We start from the raw sequence: 18,252 nt of genomic DNA, 5'->3' as shown, positions 1-18,252 counted from the left end.
CGCTGAGCGTCACTCATCGACCCCCGAATCTTCAGACGTGGACACCTCCATTTCCGCCCGTTCGATGACGGCTTCCACGCCAAAATCGATGCGGTGCTTTCTGAAGTAGGCGATCAGCCGTTGCAGGCTCAGCTCAGAGAGCGGATTGCTCCGCAGGCTGAATTTGTCCGCACGCTCTTCTGGCAACTCCAGGATATCGCTGGGAACCTGGGTGATCGCGTTGTCGCTCAAGTCGGCGATTTCCAGGTGTTCGAGTTGCAGCAAGCCCGGCGGCAGGCTGGTGATGCCGCTGTTGTCCAGCATCAGCGTTTGCAGATTAGTCATCTGGCTGACATCCGGGGTCTCGCCCAACGGGTTGTCACTCAAGTCCAGGTGATCGAGGCGCTCCATTTGCGCAAGCTCAAGGGCGTTTTGCGGCGTGAGCGTCAACTCGCAGTGTGAAAGCGACAAATAGGTCAGCTCAGCCATGCGAAACACCGCCGGCGGAATGTGTTCAAGCCGATATTGATAAATCGTCAGCCCTCTGAGGCTGGCAAACGTCTCGACAAACCTGTCGATTCCAAACGTCTGGCCCGGCAGGCTTCTGAGGTACAGATGGGTGACATGGCTGAAATCGGCATTGAGTACAGGCAAGTCGCCGCGGATGACCGTCGCCAGGTTCAAGTCATGTAGTGGCTGGAGGTTCTCATCCGGTTCGTCTTGCTCGGTTTCCCGGCGCCAGCACTGTTCAATGAGCGATTTGAATTCGTGACGTGCGGCGTGCTCGTTCAGCACTTGCTCAATCGTGAAGGGCTCGCCACTGACCGGGTGCAAGGCAGGGTGGTCGGTCGCCCAATTGGCGAGGTTGCTACTCAAGTCGCTGTATTCGCGCTCAAGCCGTGCAAGTTCGATTCGACCCTCGGCCAGGGTGCCGGGTAGCAGATAGAAAAATTCACTGGCCTGTTCCAGATCCATGTGTGTGTACAGCGCCTGTACGCGCAGCAGATCAGCCTGTTCGGCCATTACGCCGAAGTCCTGGCGGGTGTCGTTAAAGTGGCGTTTGATGCGCTCCCGGTCTGCGCTGGCAATCGGATTGCCGCTCAGATCGAAGCCTTCCGGAACGTTGTTGGGCAGCTCGAAAAGGGCGGGAGACAACGATCGGATCTGGTTGTCGTTGAGCAGCGCAGTGCGCAATAGCGGGCGCGTGAGCAGGCCGGGTGGCAGTTCGGATATGCCGGTCTCCGACACATCGATGTAATTGAGTCTGGGCATTTTTTCGACATTGGGGGCGAGTCCGAGCGGGTTCCTGAACAGGTCCAGGGTTCTCAGTTGAGTCAACGCCGCCAGTGTGGTTTGGCTCTCGGCTGTCAGGGTGATGCTGCAGTCGCTGAGAATCAGCTCGCGCAGTTGTGGCGAACGGCTGATCGACTCCGGCAGGTTGCCCAGCTGGAAATTGCGCAGCGCCAGGCGACGCAAGCCGGAGAAGCAGTTCAGAAAACCGTGTATACCCTGAGTGCTGCCGACCCCTTCGATGGTCAGGTAGTCCACGTGACTGAAGTTCACCTCCAGTTGTGGCAGCTCTCCGATGATTGACTGTGACAGGCGCAGATCGATGGTCTGTTCGGTGTTCTCCGGCAAGGAAACCTGCTGCTTCCAGCAGTCCAGGATGTCGACCCGCATCTGCCGTCGGCGATGACGCTGGATCGCATATTGCTCGGTGGTGAGGCGGGCGCCGGACTGCGGATGAACGAGGGGAATCCCCTCAGTCCACGGACTCAGCACCGCGTCGAGGCGGTTGCGTTCAGTGATCAAGCGGCTCAGCTCCGCTCGCGGGCCGTTCGGATGGCGTTGCAGGCGCTCGACGAATGCATTGAGCTCCTCGGGCAGCAAGTGCGGCAGCAGCCAGTGGGCATGGGCGTGCAGCGTCGGCGTATTGGTCGGCATGCGCCGATAGCCACTGGTACCGCCACGCAGGCGCATCACGGTGGGGTCGTAAGCGGGTTTGCGAATCGGATTTTGCGACAGCAGGTTCAGCAACGCTTGACGGTCGAGCGCGTGGTCACGAATCAGCTGCTTGAGCTGCAGGTCTTGCGTGATATGGATGTTCAGCGCCGAACGTTCTGCGTCGGGCAGGGCATGCAGCAGACTTGAATACAGTGACCCCGGCGCGCTGAGCGACTCGCCGGTAGCGTCGAACGGCTGATAGTCGCCCTGTTCGGTCAGTACCAGCACCTTGCGAATGAGCGCGTCCTGCGCGCCGAGGCTGTCGATCAGTTGCCCGCTATGGCTGTAGTGCCTGAGCTCCATTCGTATCGACGGCGACCAGCCCGGCAAGCGTGGCAGCGAATGGAGGGCCAGCCGATCCGTATCCAGATTATTGACTGTCGCTTGCAGCTCCAGCCCTTCAAAGGCTCGGGTTACGCGCACTTGCAGAACCGTTTCCTGGGTCAGAACCACCAGTCTTGCGGAGAGTGTTCCACGCTGTAATTGCAGGTATTCAGCATCACTTGCCGTTTCCAGTATCGATTGCGCCAACGCCTTCGGCAGGCCGGGTTCGGCATCCATCAGTACCTGTACCAGCGGGCTGGCGCCGCGCTGTAACTGACGATATCGATCCTCGAACAGGCTTTGGCGTTTGCGCTGTGCCAGCTCGGCGACGCTGCGCCGCAGGCTAGTTGCGCGGGCCTCGGCCGAGGGTGCGGGCGTATGCAGGGCTTCGCTCAATAGCCGCCTTCGTTGCGATTCTGTCAGGCGTTGCAGACAGGTCTTGAGCAGGTCGCCATCGTCCAGTCGTGAGCCCTCGATTTGTATGAAGGGCACATCGGCGACGGGGCTGCGCCACAGGGTTCTGCCCTGACGATCGATCAGTTGCAGGCCTCGGTCGGCAGGCCAGTCGCCGTTGTCGAAAAGCAGTTGCAGTTGGGTGGCCGGGTCGGCCTTGAGGTAATCCTCGGCATGCGGGCTGCCAATCTGCTCGATGAACAATTGAATGTCCTGATCGATCTGCCAGCGCTGCAGCGTGTCACTGAGTAAGGGTGGCAATTGATCGCGCTCGACGTGCATCTGGCGCAGGGTGTTTTCCTCGCAGCCACTGATATTCAGCAGGCGCTCTCGCAGAGCGGCGGGAAGGCGCTGCATCTGCGCACTGCTGCGGCTCAGCACGGTGGCGCGATCCCAAGCCAGTGGCTGGTCAATTTCGGTTTGCCAGGCGCCTGCGGTGTTGTGCCTGAGTGCGGGTTTGTAAGCCTCGGGGCGCGTCGGATGGTCGATGCGATGGGCGCCCGTTTCGGGGTCAAGGCTGACGGCATACAACTTGTCTTCCAGAGCCAGCAGGCTCTTGCCTTGGTGGGTTTGCAGGCCAAGTGCATCGGTTCTGGCGTCTTTGGACAGCGTGGCGGGCCACTCGTAAGGGCGCAGGTCGGGTTTCCAGTAGCGGGTCTTGCCATTGGCCGTTTTCACCGGAATGAAGCGGTCGATGAACTGGACGACATCGGCAGGCAACAGCGCGCGAAACTCGCTGACGGCGATAGCGCCGCCGGCGGCGAAAGTGCCGACCTGCACCATGGACTCCACGACGCCGATCAAATGCGCGAACGCTTCGCGGGGTTGTCCTTCGGCCCAGTCGACGATGCTTTCGAACGTCTCGTCGAGCAGTTGGTAGGCCGTGTAGGCAAGCATCAGCTCGCCGAGAAATGGCACGAATGGCAAGGCGACGAACGCGACTAGGTTGAGCAGCGACTGTGCGATGTCCGTGAAGGAATCCCAGAGTGCCCAGCGCGCCTTGCGATCGACCATGGCCGTCGAGACGGCGATGACGCGGGCATCGTTGAGCATCTTGTCGAGCTTGCGCTGGTAGAGGTAAACCCACAGCTCACCCCGGATCGGGGTCGCGACGATCTGCATAAAAGGCCGCACGGCCGGATGCTCGCGCCAGCTGGGGCGTGGATCGCCGGCCGGTACGGGTTGCCAGGTGACGGGGCTGAGCAGGGCCCGCAACTGACCGAAGAAAGCGCCGCGCTCGGCGTGGTCGATAAAACGGCTGAAGAACACCTGATAGTCCGGATCGCGCAAGCGTTGCGCCAGCTCCTCAGCGAAGGCAGCGGAACTGGCGTATTCCTTGACTGGGTGTTGTGGGTCATCGGGAATGTAAACCACGACTCGGGCTGCTGCGTGTGCAGCTTCAAGATTCGGCGCGAACAGCACGATGCCGGTCAGGCTGACTTTCATCATCGTCAGCGCATGGCAATGCCACGCCTGACGATTGAGGCGTAAATGCTGCAAGCCATCGAGCAGCCCGAGGATCAGGCGATGGACATCGGCCCCCAGCAGCTTTTGCATGTAGGCCATTTGCAGGGCGGCGACCAGGGCGGCTTTGTCACTCGTGCAAACCTGTGGTTGCAGCACGGCTGCGACCAGCGGATTGCTGACGCCCAAATTGTCTTGCAGATAAGTGTTATAGCGGCGGCCGATATCCAGCTCGCGACACAGGCGGGTGAAGGCAGGGATCGGCATCGCCTTGAGGATGTTCGGCAATACGCTGAACTGGCCGTCAGGTGAGGGCTGACTGACATAACCCGAGGCGGACTCAAAGGCGTCAGCGCTGGTCTCGCTGCTTTCAAAATTGTGCAGCGCGGCGTCCAGCAGCGAGACAGTCCAGGTGCGTGCGGCGCCGGATTTGATGCGCAGCCACGGAACATGGTCGGGCAGGTACAGGCGCAGGAAGGTCTGCCTGACATCCAGTTTGAGGCCAAAACGGTTTTCTATCTCGGCGCGCAGCAGCGGTTCGGCGAACGCTTTGGCGTCCTGCAACCGGGCAAGGCTTCGTTCGACGCGGTTGTGTGCGGTCCAGTGCGAGGCATTAAGCGCGCGCAGTTTTGCATGCTCGGTGCGTGATGCCTGTTTGAGGTTGGCGGGCAGCAGCGGACTGGCCCGTTTCAATGCCGTGCGCTTGTGTGCCGCAGCCTGAATCAGCCATGTCGGGATGGCCTGGAGCAGCGGTTGATAGTGTGCGTCCTGCCTGGGTAGCAGCAGTGGGTCGGGCAGAGTCGCGAGGGCGGGTGTGGTTTCTTGAATCATGGGGTGAGGCCGTTTGCCTGGAGAAAGGTCCCTAGCAAACACCGGCCGTTGATTCGATGTGCGGTACATATATACCGCACGCCACAAAACTCTCTTGATTAAGATCCCCGGTACGTCTGCGCAAATGGCGGCGTGCAGTTTAAACTGCGCCTTTGCGACGCTATATGTCGCATTGCCGTAAACCCGGGAAAATCCGGGGTTTGCGCTATAAGAAGTTGTCGCTTGGCGGCAAGGCCGGGCTGAAAACTGTCCTTACAATCCCCCCATCGCTCGCCAGTTTCAGGCGGGTGTTCCTCTTCAGGAGACTCCGATGTCCGTTGAGCACGCTGCGGTACAACGCGCCGATTTCGACCAGGTAATGGTTCCCAACTACGCGCCTGCCGCTTTCATTCCGGTGCATGGCGCCGGTTCCCGCGTCTGGGACCAGAGCGGTCGCGAGCTGATCGACTTCGCCGGCGGGATTGCCGTAAACGTATTGGGCCACGCGCATCCGGCGCTGGTCGGTGCCTTGACCGAGCAGGCGAACAAGCTGTGGCACGTGTCTAACGTGTTCACCAATGAGCCGGCCCTGCGCCTGGCGCACAAGCTGATCGACGCCACGTTCGCCGAGCGCGTGTTCTTCTGCAACTCGGGCGCCGAAGCCAACGAGGCCGCGTTCAAGCTGGCCCGTCGCGTGGCGTTCGACCGTTTCGGCAGCGAGAAGTACGAGATCATCGCCGCGCTCAACAGCTTCCACGGTCGTACCCTGTTCACCGTTAACGTCGGTGGCCAGTCGAAGTACTCCGACGGTTTCGGTCCGAAAATCACCGGCATCACCCACGTTCCTTACAACGATCTGGCCGCGCTGAAAGCGGCGGTGTCCGACAAGACCTGTGCGGTCGTGCTCGAACCTATCCAGGGCGAGGGCGGTGTACTGCCGGCCGAACTGGCTTACCTGCAAGGTGCCCGCGAACTGTGCGACGCGAACAACGCGCTGCTGGTGTTCGACGAAGTGCAGACCGGCATGGGCCGTACCGGTCACCTGTTCGCCTACCAGCATTACGGCGTAACCCCGGACATCCTGACCAGCGCCAAGAGCCTGGGCGGTGGTTTCCCGATCGCCGCGATGCTGACCACTGAAGCGCTGGCCAAACATCTGGTCGTCGGCACCCACGGCACCACTTACGGCGGTAACCCGCTGGCGTGCGCCGTCGCCGAAGCAGTGATCGACGTGATCAACACCCCCGAGGTGCTGAGCGGCGTCAACGCTAAGCACGACAAATTCAAGACCCGCCTGCAGCAGATCGGCGAGAAGTACGGCCTGTTCACTCAGGTGCGTGGCCTCGGTCTGTTGATCGGTTGTGTGCTGAGCGACGCCTGGAAAGGCAAGGCCAAGGACATCTTCAACGCCGCTGAGAAAGAAGGCCTGATGATTCTGCAGGCTGGCCCGGACGTGATCCGTTTCGCCCCGAGCCTGGTGGTGGAAGATGCCGATATCGATGCCGGCCTCGACCGCTTCGAACGCGCCGCCGCAACACTGACGCAAGCCTGATAGACCCTTCGACGCCCGAGGATTCGGGCGTCGAACCCAATTTTTGATACCGGACAGATTTAACTGTCGGAGTCAGCCTTAGTGGTGAGGGGATTTATCCCCGATGGGCAGCGAAGCGGCCCCCAAAATCTTGGGGCTGCTGCGCAACCCATCGGGGATAAATCCCCTCACCACAGGGCTCACTCCTACAAGGCCCGGCTATTTCTTCAGTAAATTTTTATAAGAGAAAGGAGTGACACCATGCTGGTGATGCGCCCTGCGCAAATGGCTGATCTGGGCGAGGTACAGCGTCTGGCTGCGGACAGTCCGATTGGTGTCACTTCCTTGCCGGATGACGTGGAACGTCTGAGCGACAAGATCGCCGCGAGCGAAGCCTCGTTCGCTGCCGAAGTGAGTTTCAACGGGGAGGAGAGCTACTTTTTCGTCCTCGAAGACACCGCCACCGGCAAACTGGTCGGCTGCTCGGCCATCGTTGCTTCGGCCGGTTATTCGGAGCCGTTCTACAGCTTCCGCAACGAGACCTTCGTCCACGCTTCTCGCGAGCTGAAAATCCACAACAAGATCCACGTGCTTTCGCAATGCCACGACCTGACAGGCAACAGCTTGCTGACCAGTTTCTACGTGCAGCGTGAGCTGGTGGGGTCGCCGTGGGCCGAGCTCAACTCCCGTGGCCGCCTGCTGTTCGTCGCCAGCCACCCGGAGCGTTTTGCTGATTCGGTGGTGACCGAGATCGTCGGTTACAGCGACGAAAACGGTGACTCGCCATTCTGGGACGCGATCGGGCGCAACTTCTTCGACCTCAACTACGCCGAGGCCGAACGCCTGTGTGGCCTGAAGAGCCGCACGTTCCTCGCCGAACTGATGCCGCATTACCCGATCTACGTGCCGCTGCTGCCGGATTCCGCTCAAGAAGCGATGGGCCAGGTGCACCCGCGTGCGCAGATCACTTTCGACATCCTGATGCGCGAAGGCTTCGAGACCGATCACTACATCGACATTTTCGACGGTGGCCCGACCCTGCATGCGCGTGCTTCGGGGATCCGTTCGATCGCCCAGAGCCGTGTAGTGCCGGTGAAGATCGGCGAGCCGGTCAAAGGCGCCGGGCGCCAGTATCTGGTGGCCAACGCGCAGTTGCAGGATTACCGCGCGGTGCTGCTGGAACTCGATTACGCGCCGGGCAAACCGGTGACCCTGGATCTGGAAGCAGCCGAAGCCCTGGGCGTCGGTGAAGGTGCCAGCGTGCGCCTGGTGGCGGTTTAACGCCTTAGCGAGTTTCACGGGTGGCGAAGGCGGCCCGTTTGAGGAGATAGCATGATTGTTCGTCCCGTACGCAGCAGCGATTTATCCGCGCTGATCGACCTGGCCCGCAGCACCGGCACCGGCCTGACCACCTTGCCGGCCAACGAAGAGCGCCTGACCCATCGGGTCGGCTGGGCCGAGAAGACCTTTCGCGGCGAAGCCGGCCGTGGCGATGCGGACTACCTGTTCGTGCTCGAAGACGACAACGGTCGCGTGGTGGGGATTTCCGCCATCGCTGGCGCGGTCGGTCTGCGCGAGCCGTGGTACAACTTCCGCGTCGGCCTGACCGTCAGCGCCTCGCAAGAGCTGAACATCTATCGCGAGATTCCGACGCTGTTCCTCGCCAATGACCTGACCGGCAACTCCGAGCTGTGCTCGCTGTTCCTGCACGCCGATTACCGCACTGGTCTAAACGGCCGCATGCTGTCCAAGGCGCGCATGCTGTTCATCGCCGAGTTCCCTGAGCTGTTCGGCAACAAGATCATCGCCGAGATGCGCGGCGTCTCCGATGAAGCCGGACGCTCGCCGTTCTGGGAGAGCCTCGGTCGGCACTTCTTCAAGATGGAATTCAGTCAGGCCGATTACCTGACCGGCGTTGGCAACAAGGCGTTCATTGCCGAACTGATGCCGAAATTCCCGCTGTACACCTGCTTCCTGTCGCCGGATGCGCGCAACGTCATCGGTCAGGTACACCCCGACACTGAACCGGCGCTGGCGATGCTCAAGAGCGAAGGTTTCAGCTATCAGGGCTACGTCGACATCTTCGACGCCGGCCCGGCCATCGAGTGCGAAACCAGCAAGATCCGCGCAGTCCGCGACAGCGAAGCGCTGGTGCTGGCGATCGGTACACCGGGCGATGACGCCACGCCGTTCATCATCCATAACCGCAAGCGCGAAGATTGCCGCATCACCGCTGCCCCGGCCCGCCTGGCCGCCGGCACGCTGGTGGTCGATCCGCTGACCGCCAAACGTCTTCAACTCAACGCTGGCGATCAAGTGCGCGCCGTGGCGTTGTCTGCTGCTCGGGAGTCGAAATAATGAATTCGCTATACATCGCAGGTGAATGGCTCGCCGGTCAGGGCGAAGCCTTTCAGTCGCTGAACCCGGTGACCCAGCAAGTGCTGTGGTCGGGGGAGGGCGCTACCGCCGCTCAGGTCGAGTCGGCCGTGCAGGCTGCGCGTCAGGCCTTTCCGGGTTGGGCGCGGCGTTCGCTGGACGAGCGCATCAGCGTGCTCGAAGCCTTCGCCGCCGCCCTGAAAAACCACAGCGACGAACTGGCCCGCACCATTGGTGAGGAAACCGGCAAGCCTCTGTGGGAAGCCGCGACTGAAGTCACCAGCATGGTCAACAAGATCGCGATCTCGGTGCAGAGCTACCGCGAACGTACCGGCGAGAAGAGCGGCCCGCTGGGCGACGCCACCGCCGTACTGCGCCACAAGCCACACGGTGTGGTGGCGGTGTTCGGCCCTTACAACTTCCCGGGTCATTTGCCGAACGGGCACATCGTGCCGGCGCTGCTGGCCGGTAACAGCGTGCTGTTCAAGCCAAGCGAGCTGACGCCGAAAGTCGCCGAGCTGACGGTCAAGTGCTGGATCGAAGCCGGTCTTCCGGCCGGCGTGTTGAACCTGCTGCAAGGTGCTCGCGAAACCGGTATCGCGCTGGCGGCGAACCCGGGCATCGACGGTCTGTTCTTCACCGGTTCGAGCCGTACCGGCAATCACCTGCACCAGCAGTTCGCCGGGCGTCCGGACAAGATCCTCGCGCTGGAAATGGGCGGCAACAATCCGCTGGTGGTCGATCAGGTGGCTGATCTGGACGCGGCGGTGTACACGATCATTCAGTCGGCGTTCATCTCCGCCGGTCAGCGTTGCACCTGCGCCCGTCGTCTGCTGGTGCCGCAAGGCGCGTGGGGCGACAGCCTGCTCAAGCGTCTGGTGGAAGTCAGCGCGACCATCGAGGTCGGTGCGTTCGATCAGCAACCCGCGCCGTTCATGGGCTCGGTGATTTCCCTTGGCGCGGCGAAAGCGCTGATGGATGCCCAGCAACACCTGCTGGCCAATGGCGCGGTGTCGCTGCTGGCGATGACTCAGCCGCAAGCGCAATCGGCGTTGCTGACTCCGGGCATTCTGGATGTGACCGCCGTGGCCAAGCGCCCGGACGAAGAACTGTTCGGCCCGTTGCTGCAGGTGATTCGCTACGCCGATTTCGCTGCGGCGATCGCTGAGGCCAACGACACCGCTTATGGCTTGGCGGCTGGTTTGCTGTCGGATTCCGAAGATCGTTATCAGCAGTTCTGGCTGGAAAGCCGCGCCGGTATCGTCAACTGGAACAAACAGCTGACCGGTGCGGCGAGCAGCGCGCCGTTCGGCGGTGTCGGGGCTTCGGGCAACCATCGCGCCAGCGCCTACTACGCGGCGGATTACTGCGCGTACCCGGTGGCGTCGCTGGAAACACCGAGCCTGGTGTTGCCTGCGGCCCTGACGCCTGGCGTGAAGATGGCGTAACGGCCATCGCGAGCAGGCTCACTCCTACAGGATTTGTGTCGAACATAGCATGTGTGAACACCGCCAAACCTGTAGGAGTGAGCCTGCTCGCGATAGCCGCGACGCGGTCTGACTGAATTGTTACTTGAAGCCTATAACAACAGATTCTCGTGGAGCCTCGCTGATGAAATCCTATGAAGTCAATTTTGACGGTCTAGTGGGGCCGACCCATAACTACGGTGGTCTGTCCTACGGCAACGTTGCGTCCCAGAGCAACAGCCAGCAGTCTTCGAACCCGAAGGAAGCGGCGCTGCAAGGTCTGGCGAAAATGAAAGCGCTGATGGAAATGGGCTTTCAGCAAGGCGTGCTGGCGCCGCAGGAGCGTCCGGACGTGGCCGCGTTGCGCCGTCTGGGTTTCAGCGGCACCGACGCGCAAGTGATCGAGCGTGCAGCGAAGGAAGCCATGCCGTTGCTGGTCGCCAGTTGCTCGGCATCGAGCATGTGGGTGGCCAACGCCGCCACTGTCAGCCCGAGTGCCGACACCGCTGACGGTCGCGTGCATTTCACCGCCGCCAACCTCAACTGCAAATACCACCGCAGCATCGAACACCCGACCACCAGCCGCGTGCTCGGTGCGATGTTCGCCGATCAGCAGCACTTCGCCCATCACGCCGCGTTGCCGGCGGTGGCGCAGTTCGGTGACGAAGGCGCGGCCAACCACACGCGTTTCTGCCGTGAGTACGGCGAGGCCGGTGTCGAGTTCTTCGTGTTTGGTCGCAGTGCGTTCGACACCCGTTACCCGGCGCCGCAGAAGTACCCGGCGCGCCAGACTCTGGAAGCCTCGCAAGCGGTAGCGCGTCTGCACGGTCTGCGTGACGAGGGCGTGGTTTACGCGCAGCAGAACCCGGCGGTGATCGACCAGGGCGTATTCCACAACGACGTGATCGCGGTGGGTAACGGCGAGGTGCTGTTCTATCACGAGGACGCGTTCCTCGACACCGAGCAGATGCTGGCCGAGTTGCAGGGCAAACTGGCCAAGGTCGGCGGCAAGTTCCAGTCGGTCTGCGTGCCGCGTTCGGCGGTCACCGTGGATGACGCCGTGCGTTCCTACCTGTTCAACAGCCAGCTGCTGTCGCGTCCGGATGGCTCGATGCTGCTGATCGTGCCGGAAGAGTGCCGTGGCAACGAGCGTGTGTGGAACTACCTGCAAGGGCTGACCAGCTCCGGCGGGCTGATCCGCGAAGTCAAAGTCTTCGACCTCAAGCAAAGCATGCAGAACGGCGGTGGCCCGGCGTGCCTGCGACTGCGCGTCGCGCTCAACGAAACCGAGCTGGCGGCCGTCAACCCAGGGGTTATCATGACGGCCCCGTTGTACGGTTCGTTGACCGCATGGGTTGAAAAGCACTACCGCGACCGCCTGAGCGAAACCGATCTGGCGGACCCGCAGTTGCTGCTTGAATGCCGGACGGCACTGGATGAACTGACGCAAATCCTTAAACTGGGCGCGGTTTATCCATTCCAGATCAATTGATGGCCGGCGCGTCGCCTGAACACGACGCGCGGCTTGTCTCCCCAAGAGAGTAAAAACATGAGCGATTCCCTGCAGCTGATCCTTGAAGACACCGACGGCACGCAACTGCAAACCTCGTGCACCCGCGTCGCGGTGATGTGGCAAGGCAAAGAGCTGTGGATCCAGCAGGACGGCCGTGGCCAGCTGCTGATCGGCGTGGACGTCGAGGAAGGTGACGAAGAATACGCCAACCTGCTGCTGCGCCCATTGGCGACTAATCTGGTAAGTCTGCAACTGGAAATGGAACCGGCTGAAGTCGGCGACGACGAAGACCACGTGCACGGCCCGGATTGCAACCACGATCACTAAGGAAACCGCTCTATGCTCGCCCTCGGCAAACTGCTTGAACTGACCCTCGCCGGCCGCGAACCGGCGGAGAAGACTCAACTGACTGTCGAAGGCGTGCGCATGCGCTGGTTGAGCGAGGGTGCGCTGGAAGTCCGGCCACCCGAAGCGCGTGACAATGGCCTGGACCTGCTGCTGTCGGCAGGTATCCACGGCAATGAAACAGCGCCGATCGAGTTGCTCGATCGGCTGCTGCATGACATCGCTCGCGGCGATCTGAAGCCGCGTGCACGCATTCTGTTCCTGTTCGGCAACCCCGAAGCGATCCGCAAGGGCGAGCGCTTCGTCGAGCAGGACGTCAATCGGCTGTTCAACGGCCGGCATGAACAAACCAGCGGTTCCGAAGCCATCCGCGCCTGCGAGCTGGAACGGCTGGCGGCGAGCTTCTTCAGCCTGCCGGATCGGCAGCGCCTGCACTACGACCTGCACACCGCCATTCGTGGTTCGAAGATCGAGCAGTTCGCGCTGTATCCGTGGAAGGAAGGTCGCCAGCATTCGCGCCGCGAGCTGGCGCGTCTGCGCGCTGCCGGGATGGAAGCGGTGCTGCTGCAGAACAAGCCGTCGATCGTGTTCAGTTCCTACACCTACGACAAGCTCGGTGCCGAGGCTTTCACCCTGGAACTGGGCAAGGCGCGGCCGTTCGGGCAGAACGAAGGGGTGGATGTTTCACGTCTGGAAACTCGTCTGAAGCAGATCATCGAAGGCAATGAGCCGGATCTGGCTGCAGAGGGTCTGGATGGTTTGCAGCTGTTCAGCGTCGCCCGGGAAATCATCAAGCACAGCGATGCGTTCCGCCTGAACCTGCCAGCGGACATCGAGAACTTTTCTGAATTGGATGTGGGTTATGTGCTGGCCGAAGATCTGGCCAATACCCGCTGGGTCATCGAGGAAGAGGGCGCGCGGATCATCTTCCCCAATCCGAAGGTCAAGAACGGCTTGCGCGCGGGCATTCTGATCGTGCCGACCACCGACGAAAATCTCGCCTGATCCTACGCAAAACCCCTGTAGGAGTGAGCCTGCTCGCGATTGCAATGTATCAGTCACTACAGTGGTCGACTGGCACTCCGCTATCGCGAGCAGGCTCACTCCTACAGTTTTGGTTTCGTGTTTACACGGCGACTGCACGCGGCTCACTGCGACGCAGCGCACGAACCTTCTGCAGCGTATCCGCGCAAGTCCGCGCCGCTTCCTGACCCTTGTGCACGAAATGCTCGAAGAAGAATTTCTGATGTTCTTCACCGGCATGGAAGTGATGCGGGGTCAGGGACACCGAGAACACTGGCACTTCGGTTTCCAGTTGCACCTGCATCAGGCCGCTGACCACGGACTGGGCAACGAATTCGTGACGATAGATGCCGCCGTCCACGACCAGAGCGGCCGCAACGATGCCGGCATAACGGCCGGTTTTTGCCAGCAACTTGGCGTGCAGGGGCATTTCAAAGGCGCCGCCGACTTCGAAGAAATCGATGTCCGATTCCTGATAACCCTGAACCAGCATTTCGGCGACGAAGCCCTTACGGCTCTGGTCGACGATTTCCTTGTGCCAGCAGGCCTGGATGAACGCAACGCGCTCGCCGTGAGGGTGTTTGCTTTTGCTGTCGATAGCGGTGGGTTGCATGTTCTGACTCCTGTTTGTGTGAAAAACAGGGCGTTATGAATTGAAAGGGATTCAAGGGTACGCACGAGCACACAAGCGCGCGGGCGGCCCTTTGGTGTCAATCCCGTTCTCTCTTCATCCGGACTATGACCGTCGGCCCCGGAATCACACCGGGTCTGCTGACCTTGCCGCCGATCACAGCAAAAGCCGTGTTCGTCGCCAAGCGCTCGCGGGCTATGCGCATTGCGCGCAATTACCGCCGGTGGGGAATTGCACCCCGCCCTGAGAACGTTTTTGCCGCCCTTTCTCGGGCGGCGCAGCGTTTTTATCACATATTTTCCAGCCGTGCACAGAACCTGTGGGAGCGGGCTTGCTCCGGGCGGCGTTCCGACGAAGGCGGTGTGTCAGTCAGCAAATTGATTGGTTGACACACCGCTTTCGCGAGCAAGCCCGCTCCCACATTGGGTTGCGTCCTTTCAATAAGTAATGTGCTTTTTCTCACTCAAGGGTTGATTAATCGGCGCCATGACCGCAGTAATTCACCTTCGAAAAGGGATTTCCCCTGCTGACCAGAGGCCAGGTTCATGAGCGTTATCGATCTTCGCAGCGACACCGTCACCCAACCGACTCCTGCCATGCTCGACGCGATGACGGCGGCGGCCACGGGTGACGATGTGTACGGCGAAGATCCGACGGTCAATCGTCTGGAGGCGGAACTGGCAAAACGCCTGGGGTTCGCCGCCGCGCTGTTCGTGCCGACCGGCACCATGAGCAATCTGCTGGGCCTGATGGCGCATTGCGAACGTGGCGACGAATACGTCGTCGGCCAGCAGGCGCACACCTATAAGTACGAGGGCGGTGGCGCGGCGGTGCTCGGTTCGATCCAGCCACAGCCGCTGGAAGTGCAGGCCGACGGTTCGCTGGATCTGGCTCACGTAGCGGCAGCGATCAAGCCGGATGACTTCCATTTCGCCCGTACCCGGCTGCTGGCGCTGGAAAACACCATGCAGGGCAAAGTGTTACCGCTGGAGTATCTGGCCCGCGCGCGCCAATTCACGCGGGAGCATGGTCTGGCCCTGCATCTGGACGGCGCGCGGCTGTACAACGCGGCAGTCAAGCTTGGGGTGGATGCCCGCGAGATCACGCAACATTTCGATTCGGTGTCGGTGTGCCTGTCCAAAGGCCTCGGCGCGCCGGTCGGTTCGGTGCTGTGTGGCACTGAGCAGCTGATCGGCAAGGCCCGCCGCCTGCGCAAAATGGTCGGCGGTGGCATGCGTCAGGCCGGGTTGCTGGCGGCAGCGGGGCTGTATGCGCTGGATCACAATATCGAGCGCCTGGTGGATGACCATGCCAACGCGCAGTTCTTGGCCGAAGGCTTGCGCGAGGCCGGGTTCAGCGTAGAGCCGGTGCAGACCAACATGGTCTACGTGCAAATGGGCGATCAGGCCGAAGCGCTCAAGGCGTTTGCCGCCGAACGCGGGATCAAGTTGAGCGCCGCCGCGCGCTTGCGCATGGTCACGCACATGGACGTCAGTCGCTCGCAAATCGAGCAAGTGATCGCGACATTCGTCGAGTTTTCGCGCAAGTGACAGCGTTAGCCGTCCAATTGACCGTTACTATCGTATAAACACGCTGTACCCCGCGCGAAGGGCCGATATAATGCGGCCCTTTGCCGTCGTTTCGTCTGTTGACGTTTCGTACAGGCCTTTGGCCGCAGCCTCCGTGGAAGAACCTAATGAAAAGCGCAGAAATCCGTGAAGCCTTCCTTCGCTTCTTCGAAGAGCAAGGCCACACCCGTGTAGCCTCCAGCTCTTTGATTCCGGGCAACGACCCAACCCTGCTGTTCACCAACGCGGGGATGAACCAGTTCAAGGACTGCTTCCTGGGCCAGGAAAAGCGCGCGTACACCCGCGCAACCAGCAGCCAGAAGTGCGTGCGTGCCGGTGGCAAGAACAGCGACCTGGAAAACGTCGGTTATACCGCTCGTCACCACACATTCTTCGAAATGCTCGGTAACTTCAGCTTCGGTGACTATTTCAAGCACGACGCGATTACCTTCGCCTGGACCTTCCTGACTGGCGTTCTGAAACTGCCGAAGGAAAAACTCTGGGTCACCGTCTACGCCTCCGACGACGAAGCGTATGACATCTGGACCAAGCAGATCGGCGTGCCGGTCGAGCGCATGATCCGCATCGGCGACAACAAAGGCGCGCCTTACGCCTCCGACAACTTCTGGACCATGGGCGATACCGGCCCGTGCGGCCCGTGCACCGAGATTTTCTACGATCACGGCGACCACATCTGGGGCGGCCCACCGGGTTCGCCGGAAGAAGACGGCGACCGTTACATCGAGATCTGGAACAACGTGTTCATGCAGTTCAACCGCACCGCCGATGGCGTGTTGCATCCGTTGCCAGCACCGTCGGTCGATACCGGCATGGGCCTGGAGCGGATCAGTGCGGTGATGCAGCACGTCAATTCCAACTACGACATCGACCTGTTCAAGAACCTGCTCAAAGCCTCGGCTGAAGCCATCGGCTGCGAGAATGGCGACCAGTCGTCGCTGAAAGTGGTGTCCGACCACATTCGTTCGTGCGGTTTCCTGATCGCCGACGGCGTGCTGCCGTCCAACGAAGGCCGCGGCTACGTGCTGCGCCGGATCATTCGTCGCGCCTGCCGTCACGGCAACAAGCTGGGCGCCACCGGCAGCTTCTTCTACAAGATCGTGGCTGCGCTGGTCGCCGAGATGGGCGAAGCCTTCCCGGAACTGCAGAAGCAGCAGAGCAACATCGAGCGCGTACTGAAGGCCGAAGAAGAACAGTTCTCCAAGACCCTGGAGCACGGCTTGAAGATTCTCGAACAGGATCTGCTGGAACTCAAAGGCACCGTGGTGCCGGGCGACGTGGTGTTCAAACTCTACGACACCTACGGTTTCCCGATGGACCTGACGGCCGACATCGCTCGCGAGCGCGGCCTGACCGTTGACGAAGTCGGCTTCGAGCGTGAAATGGAAGCCCAGCGTGTTCGTGCGCGTTCCGCCAGCTCGTTCGGTCTGGACTACAACACCCTGGTCAAGGTTGATGTGGCCACCGAGTTCACCGGTTACAAAGACACCAGCGGTTCGGCAAAAATCGTCGCTATCTACAAAGATGGCCAGTCGGTCGACGTCCTGAGTGAAGGCGAAGAGGCGGTGATCGTGCTGAACCAGACGCCGTTCTACGCTGAATCCGGCGGCCAGATTGGCGACTGCGGTTTCCTCCAGGCGGGCAACGCGCGTTTCGACGTCCGTGATACCACCAAGACCGGCGGCGCATTCTTGCACCACGGTGTTCTGGATTCCGGCAGTCTGACCATCGGCGCGCCAGTGGAAACCCATGTCGATGCCGAGGTGCGTCACGCGACTTCGCTGAATCACTCGGCCACCCACTTGCTGCACGCTGCGCTGCGTCAGGTACTGGGCGAGCACGTTCAGCAGAAGGGTTCGTTGGTGGATAGCCAGCGTCTGCGCTTCGACTTCAGCCACTTTGAAGCGATCAAGCCGGAGCAGATCAAAGCGCTGGAAGACATCGTCAACGCCGAGATCCGCAAGAACTCCGCAGTTGAAACTGAAGAAACCGACATCGAAACCGCCAAGCAGAAAGGCGCGATGGCGCTGTTCGGCGAGAAGTACGGCGACAACGTGCGCGTGCTGAGCATGGGCGGCGATTTCTCCGTCGAGCTGTGTGGCGGTATCCACGCCAACCGCACCGGCGACATCGGCCTGCTGAAGATCATCAGCGAAGGCGGTGTGGCATCGGGTGTGCGTCGTATCGAGGCAGTCACCGGTGCTGCGGCACTGGCCTACTTGAACGCTGCAGAAGAACAACTCAAGGAAGCGGCCAACCTGGTCAAGGGCAGCCGCGACAATCTGATCGACAAGCTGTCGGCCGTGCTGGAGCGCAACCGCGTGCTGGAAAAGCAACTCGAGCAGTTGCAGGCCAAGGCTGCCAGCGCCGCGGGCGACGATCTGTCGAACTCGGCAGTCGACGTCAAAGGCGTGAAGGTTCTGGCTGCACGTCTGGATGGTCAGGATGGCAAGGCGCTGCTGGCGCTGGTCGATCAGCTGAAAAACAAACTCGGCCGCGCAGTGATCCTGCTCGGCAGTGTCCATGAGGAAAAGGTCGTACTGGTTGCAGGCGTAACCAAGGACCTGACTGGCCAACTCAAAGCCGGTGATTTGATGAAACAGGCTGCTGCGGCAGTGGGCGGGAAGGGCGGTGGTCGTCCGGACATGGCGCAGGGCGGCGGTGTTGACGCCGGCGCACTGGATGGCGCGCTGGCGCTGACCGTTCCATTCGTCGAGCAGGGTTTATAAGACGGCCCGTCGGGCCCG

The 18,252-nt window shown here is 61.2% G+C and carries 11 protein-coding genes and 1 riboswitch; of the genes, 9 read left to right on the top strand and 2 right to left on the bottom strand.

Annotated features, from left to right (window positions below):
- Nucleotides 1-9 precede the first annotated feature (9 nt).
- The gene (locus tag ACOYXI_RS12110; protein WP_461674876.1) at nucleotides 10-5,055 is read right to left on the bottom strand and encodes a dermonecrotic toxin domain-containing protein; all 5,046 of its coding nucleotides are present in this window, start codon (nucleotides 5,053-5,055) and stop codon (nucleotides 10-12) included.
- A gap of 310 nt (nucleotides 5,056-5,365) precedes the next feature.
- Between ACOYXI_RS12110 and ACOYXI_RS12105 the strand changes: the two genes are divergently transcribed.
- The 7 genes from ACOYXI_RS12105 to astE all read left to right on the top strand — a co-directional run bounded on the left by ACOYXI_RS12105 (nucleotide 5,366) and on the right by astE (nucleotide 13,270).
- Entirely contained in the window at nucleotides 5,366-6,586 is a 1,221-nt protein-coding gene (locus ACOYXI_RS12105) for an aspartate aminotransferase family protein (RefSeq protein WP_461674875.1), read from the top strand.
- Nucleotides 6,587-6,826: 240 nt separating this feature from the next.
- Nucleotides 6,827-7,846: an arginine/ornithine succinyltransferase subunit alpha gene (aruF, locus tag ACOYXI_RS12100; protein ID WP_461674874.1), complete on the top strand. Its 1,020-nt coding sequence runs from the start codon at nucleotides 6,827-6,829 to the stop codon at nucleotides 7,844-7,846.
- A gap of 51 nt (nucleotides 7,847-7,897) precedes the next feature.
- The gene (gene astA / locus ACOYXI_RS12095; RefSeq protein WP_027612638.1) at nucleotides 7,898-8,923 is read left to right on the top strand and encodes an arginine N-succinyltransferase; all 1,026 of its coding nucleotides are present in this window, start codon (nucleotides 7,898-7,900) and stop codon (nucleotides 8,921-8,923) included.
- A complete protein-coding gene (gene astD, locus ACOYXI_RS12090; RefSeq protein WP_167797104.1) occupies nucleotides 8,920-10,389 on the top strand; it encodes a succinylglutamate-semialdehyde dehydrogenase in 1,470 nt (489 codons plus the stop codon). The genes astA and astD overlap by 4 nt, the downstream gene beginning before the upstream one ends.
- A 163-nt stretch (nucleotides 10,390-10,552) precedes the next feature.
- The gene (gene astB, locus ACOYXI_RS12085; RefSeq protein ID WP_115984193.1) at nucleotides 10,553-11,899 is read left to right on the top strand and encodes an N-succinylarginine dihydrolase; all 1,347 of its coding nucleotides are present in this window, start codon (nucleotides 10,553-10,555) and stop codon (nucleotides 11,897-11,899) included.
- Between the two features lie 57 nt (nucleotides 11,900-11,956).
- The gene (locus ACOYXI_RS12080; RefSeq protein WP_134787124.1) at nucleotides 11,957-12,247 is read left to right on the top strand and encodes a topoisomerase II; all 291 of its coding nucleotides are present in this window, start codon (nucleotides 11,957-11,959) and stop codon (nucleotides 12,245-12,247) included.
- A gap of 12 nt (nucleotides 12,248-12,259) precedes the next feature.
- Complete coding sequence (astE, locus tag ACOYXI_RS12075; protein ID WP_461674873.1) at nucleotides 12,260-13,270, top strand: succinylglutamate desuccinylase; 1,011 nt, start codon at nucleotides 12,260-12,262, stop codon at nucleotides 13,268-13,270.
- A gap of 121 nt (nucleotides 13,271-13,391) precedes the next feature.
- Here astE and ACOYXI_RS12070 read toward each other — a convergent pair whose 3' ends face one another.
- Entirely contained in the window at nucleotides 13,392-13,901 is a 510-nt protein-coding gene (locus tag ACOYXI_RS12070; RefSeq protein WP_041066540.1) for a 6,7-dimethyl-8-ribityllumazine synthase, read from the bottom strand.
- Between the two features lie 101 nt (nucleotides 13,902-14,002).
- A riboswitch (FMN riboswitch) is annotated at nucleotides 14,003-14,174 on the bottom strand.
- Nucleotides 14,175-14,464: 290 nt separating this feature from the next.
- Here ACOYXI_RS12070 and ltaE point away from each other — a divergent pair.
- A complete protein-coding gene (ltaE, locus tag ACOYXI_RS12065; RefSeq protein ID WP_461674872.1) occupies nucleotides 14,465-15,469 on the top strand; it encodes a low-specificity L-threonine aldolase in 1,005 nt (334 codons plus the stop codon).
- 146 nt (nucleotides 15,470-15,615) lie between these two features.
- On the top strand, nucleotides 15,616-18,234 hold the full coding sequence (gene alaS / locus ACOYXI_RS12060; RefSeq protein WP_461674871.1) for an alanine--tRNA ligase: 2,619 nt from the start codon (nucleotides 15,616-15,618) through the stop codon (nucleotides 18,232-18,234).
- Nucleotides 18,235-18,252 lie beyond the last annotated feature (18 nt).

The sequence above is a fragment of the Pseudomonas sp. G3-19 genome (genome assembly GCF_054855875.1).
This window is presented reverse-complemented; position numbering and strand designations above follow the sequence as displayed.